At 72.1% G+C, this 12,581-nt stretch carries 8 protein-coding genes; 2 read left to right on the plus strand and 6 right to left on the minus strand.

Features of this window, described 5'->3' with window-relative positions; translation table 11 throughout:
- The first annotated feature begins 84 nt into the window (after window positions 1–84).
- Window positions 85–3,795: an nSTAND1 domain-containing NTPase gene (locus tag BJ998_RS36035; RefSeq protein WP_184867757.1), complete on the plus strand. Its 3,711-nt coding sequence runs from the start codon at window positions 85–87 to the stop codon at window positions 3,793–3,795.
- A 4-nt stretch (window positions 3,796–3,799) separates the two neighbouring features.
- Here BJ998_RS36035 and BJ998_RS48795 read toward each other — a convergent pair whose 3' ends face one another.
- The gene (locus BJ998_RS48795) at window positions 3,800–4,399 is read right to left on the minus strand and encodes a TetR/AcrR family transcriptional regulator (RefSeq protein ID WP_184867758.1); all 600 of its coding nucleotides are present in this window, start codon (window positions 4,397–4,399) and stop codon (window positions 3,800–3,802) included.
- Between the two features lie 75 nt (window positions 4,400–4,474).
- Between BJ998_RS48795 and BJ998_RS36045 the strand changes: the two genes are divergently transcribed.
- Entirely contained in the window at window positions 4,475–5,254 is a 780-nt protein-coding gene (locus BJ998_RS36045; protein WP_184867759.1) for an SDR family NAD(P)-dependent oxidoreductase, read from the plus strand.
- Window positions 5,255–5,294: 40 nt separating this feature from the next.
- On the opposite strand, the gene BJ998_RS36050 is transcribed toward BJ998_RS36045, so the two are convergent.
- From BJ998_RS36050 to BJ998_RS36070, 5 genes are read right to left on the minus strand one after another with little or no spacing between them, the layout of a single operon-like run.
- The gene (locus tag BJ998_RS36050) at window positions 5,295–6,326 is read right to left on the minus strand and encodes a hypothetical protein (protein WP_184867760.1); all 1,032 of its coding nucleotides are present in this window, start codon (window positions 6,324–6,326) and stop codon (window positions 5,295–5,297) included.
- 21 nt (window positions 6,327–6,347) lie between these two features.
- A complete protein-coding gene (locus BJ998_RS36055; RefSeq protein ID WP_184867761.1) occupies window positions 6,348–6,968 on the minus strand; it encodes a hypothetical protein in 621 nt (206 codons plus the stop codon).
- Window positions 6,965–10,867 (minus strand): LamG-like jellyroll fold domain-containing protein, encoded by a 3,903-nt coding sequence (locus BJ998_RS36060; RefSeq protein ID WP_184867762.1) that lies wholly within the window; start codon window positions 10,865–10,867, stop codon window positions 6,965–6,967. Before BJ998_RS36060 ends, BJ998_RS36055 begins: the two co-directional genes overlap by 4 nt.
- Window positions 10,864–12,174, minus strand: coding sequence for a baseplate J/gp47 family protein (locus BJ998_RS36065; RefSeq protein WP_184867763.1), 1,311 nt, complete (start codon window positions 12,172–12,174; stop codon window positions 10,864–10,866). The genes BJ998_RS36060 and BJ998_RS36065 overlap by 4 nt, the downstream gene beginning before the upstream one ends.
- The gene (locus tag BJ998_RS36070) at window positions 12,171–12,569 is read right to left on the minus strand and encodes a hypothetical protein (RefSeq protein WP_184867764.1); all 399 of its coding nucleotides are present in this window, start codon (window positions 12,567–12,569) and stop codon (window positions 12,171–12,173) included. Before BJ998_RS36070 ends, BJ998_RS36065 begins: the two co-directional genes overlap by 4 nt.
- Between the last annotated feature and the right edge of the window lie 12 nt (window positions 12,570–12,581).

A 12,581-nucleotide genomic window follows, 5' to 3' on the forward strand; every position in this document is an offset into this window, starting at 1 on the left:
GCGTTGTCAGGCGCCGGGCGTTGGACGCCGGACACCAACACCCGGACAATGTCGAGGCCACGCCGGGCAAGGGCTGGGGGGAACATGCCGCGTGCCGAACGACCGCTGGAGCTGGACGGCTCCGCGCTCGCCGAATTCGCCGCCGACCTGCGGAAACTGCGGGAACAGGCGGGCCGCCCGCCGTACCGGGAGCTGGCCGCACGGGCGCATTTCTCGCACACGACGTTGTCCGACGCCGCCGGCGGCCGCCGCGTGCCGAGCCTCGCGGTCACGCTGGCGTTCGTGCGCTGCTGCGGCGGCGACGCGGCCGAATGGGAACGACGCTGGCGCGCGCTCCGCGCCGAGTTGGACGCCCGGTCCGCCGCGCCGGACGACGCCGTCGCGGGGGCCCCGTACGTCGGGTTGGCCAGCTACGAGGTCGCCGACGCCGATCGGTACGTCGGCCGCGAGCAGCTGGTGTCGGACCTGGCCGCCCGGGTGCGCCGGCAGCCGTTCACGGCGGTGTTCGGGCCGTCCGGCTCGGGCAAGTCGTCGGCGCTGCGGGCCGGCCTGATCCCGGCGCTGTCCGGGGACCGGCGGGTCGTCCTGTGCACGCCCGGCGCCGACCCGATGGCCGCCCTCGACGGCACGGCGGACGCGGACGTGATCGTCGTCGACCAGTTCGAGGAGCTGTTCACGCTCTGCGGCGACGAGTCCGAGCGCGAGCGGTTCATCGCCGCGCTGCTCGACGCCGCCGACGAGCGCCACGTGGTGATCGGGGTGCGCGCGGACTTCTATCCGCACTGCGCGCAGCACTCCGGCCTGGTGGCGGCCATGCGGGACGCGCAGGTGACCGTGGGCCCGATGACCACGGACGAGCTGCGGCGCGCGATCGTCGCGCCGGCGGCGAGGGCCCAGTGCAGCGTCGAGGGCGCGCTGCTGGCCACCCTGATGTCGGAGGCGGCGGGCCGGCCGGCCATCCTGCCGCTGCTGTCCCACGCCCTGCTGGAGACGTGGCGTCGGCGCGCCGGCGCGAAGCTCACCCTGGCCGGGTACGAGAGCGCGGGCGGCATCGCGCACGCGCTGGCGCGGACGGCCGACAGCGTGTTCGACGGCTTCAGCAACGCGCAGCAGAAGATCGCCCGGGACCTGTTCGTACGACTGTGCGTGCTGGGGGAGGGCACCGAGGACACGCGCCGCCGCGTGCCCAGGGCCGAGCTCGACCAGGGCGCCGACCACGACACCGTGATCGCCCGGCTGGTCGACGCCCGACTGGTCGTCGCCGACCGGGAGTCGGTGGAGATCACCCACGAGGCGCTGATCCGCAGCTGGCCCCGGCTGGGCCGGTGGCTGACCGAGGGCCGGGACGGCCTGCGGATCCATCGGATGCTGACCGAGGCCACCGCGACGTGGGAGGCGATGGACCGGGATCCGTCGACGCTGTACCGCGGGGCGCGGCTGGAGCAGGCCCTGCAGTGGCGCGAGACGGCCGAGTCCTCGCTGTCCGAGCGGGAACGCCAGTTCCTGGACGCCGGCGAGCGTGGCCGGCACGCCGAGCTCGCGGTGACCCGGCGGCGGACCCGGCGATTACGGCTGCTGATGGCCGCTGTCGTCGTGTGCGCCCTCGTCGCCGCCGTCGCGGCGGTGGTGGCCGGCACGGAGCGGACCACCGCGCTCCGCCAGCGTGACGACGCGCTGTTCCAACAGGTTCTGGCGGAATCGGACTGGTTGCGGGACCGGGACCCGTCGCTGTCCGCACAGCTGGCGCTCGTCGCCCGCCGGATGCGCCCGACCGACGACTCCGTGCGCACCCGACTGCTCAGCACCCAGACCGCCACCCTCGCGACCAGTGTCGGCAGCCACGGCGGCAACGTCTACTCGGCGTCGTTCAGCCCGGACGGCGCGATCCTCGCCTCGGGCGGCGCCGACGACGTCGTGCGGCTCTGGGGCCTGCGCACCTCGTCCGGCCGCGCGGAGTCGCTCGGGACGCTGCCCAACGACCAGGGCGGCTGGCTCAGCGCGGTCGTGTTCAGCCCGGTCGGTCCCGTGCTGGCCACCACCGGCAAGGCCGGCACCGTGCAGCTGTGGGACGTCACCGACCCGAAACGACCCACCCGGTTCGGCGCGCCGATCGCCGCCATCGGCGGCAGCGTCTACTCGGTGGCGTTCAGCTCGGACGGCCGGTTGCTCGCGACGGCGAACAACGACGGCACCATCGGGCTGTGGAACGTCGCCGACCCCGCGGCGCCTCGGTCCGTCGCCGTGTTCCACGGCCACGCCGGCGTGGTGGCGTCGGTCGCGTTCAGCTCCGACGGCCGGCTGCTCGTCTCCGGCGGTGGCGACAAGACGGTCCGGCTGTGGGACCTGCGGGACCTGGAACACCCCGTCCCGTTGCACGATCCCATGGGCGGCCCCGACCTGCTCGTGCACTCCGTGGCGATCAGCCCCGACAACCGGTACGTCGCGGCGGGCAGCCTGGACGGCACCGTGCGGATCTGGGACGTCGCCACCGGCGCGCCGGCCGGCGTCCCGCTGACCGGGCACACCGCCGCCGTCTGGATGGTGGCGTTCAGCCACGACGGGTCGATGCTCGCGAGCGGCAGCACCGACGGCACGGCCCGGCTGTGGAACATGTCCGATCCGGCCCACCCGGCGCCGCTGCCCCGGGCCACCGCCGGCGGGGACGTCTACACCGTCGCCTTCGCCCCCGACGACACCCGCCTGGTCACCGGGAGCTCGGACGGCGTCGTCCAGCTGTGGTCGCTGCCCGGTGGAGTGCTGCTCGGGCACCGCAGCACCGTGGACGCCGTCGCCTTCCGGCACGACGGCGGGCTCCTCGCCACCGGCGGCCTCGACGGCGCCGTGCGGCTGTGGCTCACCAAGGACCGGGGGCGGCCGCGGCTCGCCGCCGAGATCCCGCCGCCCGCCGGGCCGGCGGCGGTCTGCAACACCGACTGCACCGACATCGAGATGAGCTCCGACGGGCGGGTGCTGGCCGTGTTGAGCCAGGCCAAGGTCCTCCGGCTCTGGGACATCAGCACGCCCACCCGGCCGGTGCCGCTGGGCGACGGGTTCACCGTCAAGACGCCGCTGCGGGCCGCCTTCGCGTTCAGCTCGGACGGCCGCACGCTGGCCGTGCCCGAGGACGAGAACGCCGTGCAGCTCTGGGATGTGACCGACCCTCGCCTTCCGGTCCCCGTCGGCCGCGTCACCGCGGCCATCGGCGGCAACGCCATCGCCTTCAGTCCCGACGGCAAGCTGCTCGCCGCGGTCGACGACGATCACAGCATCCGGCTGTGGGACGTCACCAACCGCTCCGCGCCACGGGCCGTCGGACAGCTGCACGGCCACACCAACGACGTCGTGACCATCGCGTTCAGTCCGGACGGCCACACGCTGGCCAGCGGCGGCGCGGACCAGACCGTGTGGCTGTGGGACGTGCCGAATCCGACCCGGGCCATGGTCCTGCAGGGCCACACCCGGTCCGTCTCGGCGATCGCGTTCAGCCCCGACGGCCGCACCCTCGCCAGCGACAGCACCGACGAGACCATCCGGCTGTGGAACGTCGCCGACCGGGCCCATCCGACCGCGCTCGGCGCCCCGATGGCCGCCCTGACCAGCCGCGGCGCCGGCATCGCCTACAGCCCGGACGGCGCCTACCTCGCCGTCACCGACGACGCGGACGCCGTCCGCCTGCTCGATCTCGACGTGGACCACGCCGTGCAGCGGATCTGCGGCACCACCGACACACCCACCACCGACCAGTGGATCCGCTACCTGCCGACGCTGCCCTACGACCCGCCCTGCGCCGGCTGATCAATCATTGCCCGACCAGTCGGCGCACAGTGGCGGTGACGGCCTCGACGGCCATGTCGGCGGCGAGTTCGGCGGTGCCCCCGGCGTCGACGACGACGGCCTGGGTGAACATCGGGCTCAGGTGTGCGGCGACGGTCTGCTGCAACGGCTGCGGTGTGGAGCCGTCGCCGCCCGCGGCGCGCCAGACGGAGTCGGCGACGCTGCGGAAGAAGCGGTGCAGTTCCTCCTGATATCGGGCGTAGGCCTGGGCGAGGCGGGCGGGCAGGGGGCGCGCGGTGAATTCCCGGTGGAGGTGGCCGGCCTGCAGGTTGGCCTGGTGTCGGACGAGGGCGACGTCGGCGAGCCAGGTGTGCCAGTCGTCGCCGGTGTATTCGGGCACGGAGCGCAGGTGCTTGGCGCACGAGGCGTCGACGGCGGCGCTGAGCAGGTCCTCGCGGGTGGCGAAGTAGCGGAACACGGTCCGGCGGGCGACCTGGGCCAGCGTGGCGATGTCGTCCATGCTGACGCCGAGCCCGTGCTCGATCATGCCGCGCTCGGCCGCGTCGAGCAGCGCGTCGATGGTGACCTGGCGCCGTTGCCGCTGCACGGCGGTGAGCTCTGCCACGGTTGACATCCTACAGTGCCGTAATGACACTCATGAGTGTCACTTGGACACTCTTGAGTGTCGGTTAGGGGAACCATGGATCTGCAGTTGGCCGGCCGCCGCGCGGTGGTGACCGGAGGAAGCCGGGGGATCGGGTTCGCGGTCGGACGGGCGCTCGCGCAGGAGGGGGCGGCCGTGGCGCTGGTGTCGCGGAACGCGGAAAGCGTTGCGGCGCAAGCGACCCGGCTGAGCGCGGAGACGGGTGCGCAGGTCATCGGGGTCGCCGCCGACACCGCCGACGACGGGTCCGTGACGGCCATGGCCGAGACGGTGATCGCCCGCCTCGGCGGCGTGGACATCCTGGTCAACAACGCCGCCCCGGTGATGTCGGCGGTGTCCGGAGAAGACCAGCTGGAGGAGCAGATCAACGTCAAGGTCCGCGGCTACCTGCGCTGCGTGCGGGCCTTCACGCCGGGCATGACCGAGCGCCGCTGGGGGCGGGTCATCAACGTCGCGGGTCTCGCCGCGCGGCAGGCGGTGTCGGTGACCGGATCCATTCGCAACGTCGCGATCGCCGCCATGACAAGGAATCTGGCCGACGAACTCGGTCCGCGGGGCGTCAACGTGACGGTGGTGCACCCCGGGGCCACCCGCACCGAGGCCATGCAGTGGGCCGTCCAGCAGCAGGCCGAGGCGACCGGGCGCAGCCTCGAGGAGATCGAGCGCCGGTACGCCGACTCCATCTCCATCGGACGCGTGATCGAGCCGGCGGAGGTGGCGTCGGTGGTCGCCTTCCTCGCCAGCCCGCTCAGCGTTGCGATCAACGGCGACGCGGTCTGTGTCGGCGGCGGCGCCAAGGGCGCGATCCACTACTGACCGATGTCCCCGGCCGGCGCCGCCGGCCGGGGACGGCGAATCAGACCCCGAGGCCCGGGGTCACGACCACGTAGAACCGCGCGCCGCCGTAGACCTTGGCGCCGTCGTGATACGTGGTGACCACGTCGAAGCCGAAGACGTCGCCGACCCGCTGCTCGTGGTACTGCGGGATGGTGATCTTCAGCAGCTTGCGGTCGCCCGGCTTGAGCTCGATGTCGAGGTCGTCGGTCGGGCAGCCGTCGCCGGCGTCGACGGTCACCTTGTCCACCGGATCCCCGCACGGCGTCCGCAGCTCGAGGTCCCCGAAGTCGCCGACGAGCTTGCGCAGCTCGGCCGGGTCGTCCGGCAACTCCACCTCGCGGAAGGCGACATTGGCCTCGAGCGGGCACCGGTCGGTCGCCGGAACCGCCAGCAGCAGGTTGCGCGCCACCGTCGTGTTCACGGTCGCCGCCACGATCTGCAGGTTGCGCTGCGCGTGGTGCGAGTCGCGGTACGGGAAGACGGTGAAACCGGACTGCTGGCCGTCGGGCGGCGTGCCGTCGGCGCCGTCCCCGGCGAACGTCTCCTGGGCGTATATGTTCGCCTGGGCGCACACGTGGCCGTTGTAGTCGCTGACCTCCTTCGCCGTCGGCTGCCAGGGGTTGTTGTTGCTGACCAGCACGAAGTCCTGGTGGGGCTTGATCGGACCGGACTCGAAGCCCGCGAACACCGCCAGCCGGTCGGTCAGCGCGCCGGCGCCGGCGTTGAAGCCGAGCACCCAGCCCTCGAGGTTGATCTGCTTGAGGTCGGTCGGCGTGTTGTCCGCGCCCGGCGGCGGGTAGAGCAGGTCGCCGCGGTTGGTGGCCCGCACCACGAGCTGGTAGAACTTGCCGACCTCGACGCGGTTGCCGTCGGTCGGGTCGTTCCAGATCGCGGCCGTGGGGTCCCGGTACTGCTCCAGCCGCTCGATGGGGACCACGCGGACGTTGGGACCGTCCCACACGGCCACGTCCGAGGCGATCGGCCGGGTGCCGTCGTCGCCGGCCTTGTACGGGATGATCAGCCGGCCGCCGACCGGTGTCGGATCTGCCATGGTTGTCGACTCCTTGGTTTCTCAGGGCGTGCAGGTGATCTGGATGCCGGACACGGACACGTCGTTGGTGTTGTCGCCGTGGCCGGTGATCTCGAGGTAGTACGTGTAGTTCGTGGTGTCGATGGCCGCGCGGTTGGACTGGGCGGTCACGTAGATCTCGTAACGGCCGTCGGGGGTCTGCGACTTGATCCCGGTCTGGGACGCCACCGCCTCGGGCAGTTGGCCGCCGAACGGCTTGCGGTAGAGGTAGACGTCGACGGTGGCGGTGCCGGAGTTCGATCCGGTGACCCGGACGGTGTTCACCTTGCCCCGTGCCGGCAGGCTGGTCAGCGGGATGATGCCCTTCACGAGTCCGCCGGTGTCCTTGTGGGACTCGCCGTTGGCGTAGATCCACTGGCCGGCCGGCAGGGCCGAGTTCATCGACGGGTTCACGTTGACGGTGATCACGTCCGGCACCGTCGGCGCGACGGCGTTGAGCGCCTTGTTGATCTCGTCGATGCGGGCGGCGAGGGAGTCGAGGTCGGCCTCCAGGGCCTGGAACCGGACGTTGAAGCCGTTGTCGCCGCCGGCGGCGACCCGGTCGACCGTGTCCACCCACGGCTTGTGGCTGAACGTGCGCTTGAACTGGATGTTGAAATTCACTGGCTGTCCTCCTGGGCGGTGCGCGCGGGCAGGGGGCCGCGCAGGCGGTAGGTCGGAAAGGTGTAGGCCGGCAGCACGTCGAGCAGATCGGCCCTCAGTTCGAGCACCCGCTTGCGGATCTCGCTGGTGTCGATCTCGACGCCGACCGGGTGGAACTCGCTGAGCACGTTCATCACCAGGTCGTAGGCCTCCTTGGGAATGGCCACGTTCTCCTGCTGCCGCAGGTACGGCGTGAGCACGACCCGGGCGGTGTAGGGCTGCACACCGGGGGCGGTGTAGCGCGCGGTCACCTCCACCGGTCCGGCCTGCTGGGCGATGAGGTGCACGGAGTGGCCGGTGGTGCCGTCCAGCCGGGCCACGGCCTGCGCGCCGGTGCGCACGGACACCGCAAGCCGCTCGCCGTAACCGCTTCCCAGCGCCCAGAACGCCAGCGGCGCCAGGTTTGCGGTCGGATCGAGCACGGCGACGGCGTCGGTGCCGCCGAGCGCCGGATCGGCGACAGTGGTGGCGTACAAGCGGTTCTGCACGACGAACAGGTCGCTGACCAGGCCGGCCAGCCGAACACGGCGCGGCGGCTGGGTTTCCGCGCCGGTGGCGGTCCGGACCTGCACCTCGCCGGTGGTGGCGTCGGACAGGTACACCGCATTCGCGGTCGCGTCGTACACCACCGACCGCGGTGCTGGGCCGACGTTGTCCGCCGAACGGACGGCCCGGCCCGGCACGTCCACAATGGACAATCGCCCCGGGCTCACCGCGTACACCGCCGTCGGACTGACGGCCAGGTCCGTGACCACGTCGGGCATGGTGACGGGGGCGGACACGGTCGTGCCGCTGAGCGCCACCGAACGCACCGTCCTGTCGGCAAAGCCCAGCCAGGCGGTCGCCCCGGTCGGGTCGAGGGCCAGCGTGGTCGGCGGCGTCGGCAACGCGACGGTCGACAGCACGTCGAAGTTGAAGCCCATCACGACCAGCTTGGCGGTGGTCGCGATGACGATCTGGTCCTCGGTCGGATGCGCGACCACGGCCACCGGCTTCTCGGTCAGCTGGATGGCGGCGCCGATCTCGCCGAATCCGGTGTCCACGGTGGAGATCGTGTTGCTGTCGCCCTCGGCGACGAAGGCATACCGCAGGCCCGGGATGGCGGCGATGCCGATCGGGTCGTCGCCGACCTTGACGGTGGCCGCCACCTTCCCGCTGGCAGGGTCCACTGTGGACACCGTGCCGGTGCCGGCGTTGAGGACGCACAGGGCTGTGCCGTCCCACGCGATGGCGCGGGGCTCGGCCCGCGGCGCCACCCGCAGCAGCGAGCTGGCGCCCTCCTCGACCTCCGACGGCCCGCTGATCGTCACCAGATCCTCGGCCCGGTGTGCGACCTGGATCGCCGAGCCGGTGTTGCGCACGTAGTCGAAACCCGCGCCGTGGGCCAGGACCGCGATCGACTCGATGTTCAACGCGACGGTTCCGGCGTCGAACGTCAGCGCCCGACCGACCCGCTCCAACCCCGTCCCATCCGGGTTGTAGCCGGACCGCACGTGGATGGCCCCGGTCCGGCCGCCGGTGATGAGCATGTCCAGCATTGCCCTGAGGATGGCGGCCAGCGCCGGCTGCATGCGCAGCGCCTGCGGGTCGCCGGTGACCCGCGCGTCGCGGAACAGGGTCAGGTAGGTCGGCAGGAACGGCGCGTCGTCCACGGTGCCGGCGACGGACTCGGTGACGCCGCGCGCGCCGTCGGGGCCGATGGACGTGTTGGCCTGCACCTGTTCGAGCCCGATGCGCAGCTGCCGGGACCCGGTGAAGGTCCGCCCGCCGCGCCGCACCCCGGCCCGCACGGTCAGCCGGCCGGCCTTGAGCGCGTGGAACATCGGCCGCGGCAGCGTCGGGTCGTCCAGCAGCTCGACCCGCCCGGGTCCATAGTGGATGATCGACCACCGCACGACGGCGTCGGCCGGCGGCGCCGGATCCGTGCGCAGCACGAACGTGCCGCCCTCCCACACGTCGAACCCTTCGCCCCGGCTGGCGGAACCGCCGTCCGCGTCACGGATCTGCACGGTCGTGGTGTCGGCGACGGAGGCGTACACGTCGTCGGTGGCGGGCCGGTGCGTGACCCACGAGAACCCGACCTTGTGCGCCAGCGCGGCCAGCCGGTCGGCCGGCACGTCCGGGTGGTACAGCACCAGCCCCCGGCCGACCGCCCGCAGGTCGGTCGCGCCCGGCTCGTACCCGTACATCACGGCAAGATGCTGCGGAACTCCCATGCTGTCCAGCAGATCCGCCAGCGCCCACAGCGCCTTGCGAGTGGCAACCCGCATCAGCGTTGAGACACGCGGTCGCGACGGATCGCCGGCGTAGAAGGCGATCCGCCCGTCGTAGCCGTCGATCAGCATGGCCGGGTCGTACCACGGGTCGTCGGCCGCCGTGCCGCACACCGCCGCCTCGGGCACGTTGCGCCGGCCCAGTGCGTCGACCGACTCGCGCGGCAGCAGCCGGGCCGGCCGGATCGTCACCGGCAGCGTGCCGGCGAACTGCGGCGCGTCCACGTCCTCGACGACGAACGGGAACAGCGCGCCCGCGACCCGGTCGCCGACCGCCTTGTTGATCAACTCCTCGATGGTGGCCCTGGTCGGCAGCTTCCACTCGCGGAACAGCGCCAGCCGCGGCACGAAGCTGTCGTCGCTCTCACCGAGCACGGGGTGGAACCGGTCCAGCCCGACGGCGCTGAACCGGACTTCGTCCAGCGCGCCCCGGTATCCCGGGGCGCCGATCCGCACCGGCTCGGTGTTGGTGGCCTCGCCGAACTCGCCGATGTCCTGCCTGACCCGCAGCCGACCGTCCACGTAGAGCCGAACCTCGTCGAGATGCCGGTCGACGACGCCGGCGATGTGGTGGAACTCCGCGGTGCTCAAGGAGATGTCGGCGTACAGCGTGATCGTGGTCGTGGCGACGCCGTCGCTGACCACCAGCCGCACGTTGCGCGGGATGCCGCGGCCGAAGTCGCCCACCGACAGCGCCCAACCGGGCTTGGTGGCGTCCGCCGGCTGTTTGCGCACGAGGTCGCCCTGCCAGGTGCCGTCGGCCGGCTTGGCGAAGCACTCGATGGTGAGGCTCTGCCCGCGGCCGAGGGCGAAGTCGTGGTTGTCGGGAACGGTGATGCCGCCCGTGCCGTCGAACGACGCGGCGGTGCCGAACCTTCCCGCCCCGCCCAACGCCACCCCCGGGTCGACCGCGCCGCGCAGGCCGGTGCCGGGCCGGTACAACTCGGTCGCGTCCTCGACGGTCGTGCTGTTGGCCGGGTCGTTGAGGTGGTAGAGCGCGATCGTGTCGAAGTCGAAGATGTACGGCGTCGGCGGCAGCCGCGGCACGCCGAGATCGGACCCGATCAGGTCGAGGCTCGCCCCGAACGCGCTCGCCAGGTTCCGCTGCTTGCGGGCCTTGGCCAACTGCGCGGTCAGCACGTCCCGTTCCGTGCCGATCGTCCACAGTAGAGCGGCCAGGTCGCCGAGCAGCACGCTCAGCCGCCACTCCCGCGCGACCGAGTTGGCCTCGCCCTGCGGCGGCGGCAGGAACTCGACCGACCGCAGCACGGCCGTCGCCGCGTCCGCGCCGAGCGGCAACATGAACGAGCCGCCGGCCAGTGTTCCCGCCGGCACAGTGATCGTGCAGGTATGCGCCGAGCCGCCGGGCACGTCGTAGTGCGTCACCACAACCGTCTCCGCGGTCACGTCGACGCGGGCCGACAGGACGTAGCGCGGCTTGGGCAGCGCGCCGAACCGGGCGATGTGCTCACGGAAGTCGTACGCCGCCACCGTGCCGCGGCGGTCGGCGAAGGTCAGGTCCATCCGGTCCGCGCCGCGGCCGAAGGGGGCCGTGAGGTGGCCGGCCATCCGGTCTACGGCGGTCATCGGCCCACCACCTCCAGGTCCAGCAGGCCGCTGTCCAGCCGGAACACCGCGATCTCGGTGGGGCCGAGACCGAGGTTCTCGCCGACGGCGGCCTCGAACACGTCCCGCTGGAACTCGACCGCGCCGAACACCACCCGGCCGAGCTGCGGCGGGAACCGCCGCAGCCGCATGTCCTGCACGTCGAGCACGCCGGGCTGGTCCACCAGCACGGCCATGATCTGCGAGAACAGCACGTCGTCGCCGAGCCGCAGGCCGCCGATGTCGTTCGCCAGCCGGCGCACCAGGGCGGCGGTGATCGCCTGCTTGTCGATGCCGGGCTCGATGACCACCCGGGCGCGCAGGCCGACCTCGATGTGGTCGGCGGGCACGATGTTCGGGTGGATGCCCATCGGCCGCACCCGGTCCACCGCGGCCAGCACCCGGTCGTACACGCCGATGACGACGCCGGTGGTGTGCCACGGCCGGCCGATCTCGTGCGCCACGACGACCGTGAAGTCGTACTGCTGGTCCACACGGCGCTCGGCGGCGAAGACCCGCTGGTTGAAGTCGAACAGGGTGAAGTAGCTCTGCGAGACGTCCGGGCCGCCGAGCGGGTCCGACAGCAGCACGTCCAGCACGCCGGGCACGCTCAGCACGGCCGCCCGTACACTCTGGACGGTCCACATCTCCCGCGGGTAGCCGAGCTGGCGGGCCCGGTAGTCGGTGTCCGACTCCCGCGCGTCGCCGCCGGTGAACGGGGCCGGGTTGGTGACGGTGACCCTCGTGTTCGGCCCCAGGTTCAGGTACTGGTCCTGGTAGTCGAAGTCGATCAGGCTGATCTCGCCGGTGTCGACGTCGCCCGACTCGCCCGGCTCGAACGCCCGCGCCGCCACCGTCACGGTCTTGGCCTGGGCGCTGAGCCGCGCCGGCTCCGTGGTCCGGAACGCGACCGGCACGGTCTCGTTGGTGGTGAGGATGATGCCGACCGGCAGCAGGTAGGTGCGGCCCGGATCCGGGTTGTCGATGGTGAACTGCACCTGGCCGTGCGCGAACAGGAATCCGCGCGGCAGACCGATGTCCTCACCGAGCTGGTCGAGGCTCGGCCCGGTGGCCGTGGACACGAACTGGCTGTAGTACGTGTCCTCCAGCCGTTGCCACAGCAGGGCATCCTCGTCGGCGGTGACCTGGAGGATCTTGTTCAGCGCGCTGGTCGCGGACAGGTCGACGTCCGGCCCGAACGCGTCCCGCGCCCGCTGCTGGGCCTCCTGCAGGATCTCGGCGAATCCCTTGAGGACGAAACCGTCCGCGGTGACCCCGAAATCGGTCATGACTGTGCTCCGAGTTCAACTGGCAGGTCGAGGGTGGCTCCGTCGGCGGCGGTGACCGTGACATCGGCCCGCCACGTGCGGTCGTGCGCGGCCGGATCCCGTTGGTACACCTGGATGTCACGCACGTCGCGCACCCGGCTGTCGGTGCCGATCGTGCGCACCAGGTTGAGCTTCAGCAGGCTGGCCATGTCGTGCGCGCCGACCGGGGCGGTGAAGATCGAGGCGGTGTCCAGGCCGTACCGGGTGTCGTAGCGGTCGGTGCCCAGCGGCGTCAGCACGCGGATGGTCAGCGCCTGCACCAGGTTCGGCGGCCCGACCACCTCGTTCAGCCGGCCGTCGGTGAAACCGATGTCCCCGTCGTCGACCCGAAGCCCGCTGCCGTGGTATGTCGTCATCGTTGTCCCCCT

Origin of the sequence: Kutzneria kofuensis (assembly GCF_014203355.1) — a bacterium.
Lineage (GTDB): Bacteria > Actinomycetota > Actinomycetes > Mycobacteriales > Pseudonocardiaceae > Kutzneria > Kutzneria kofuensis.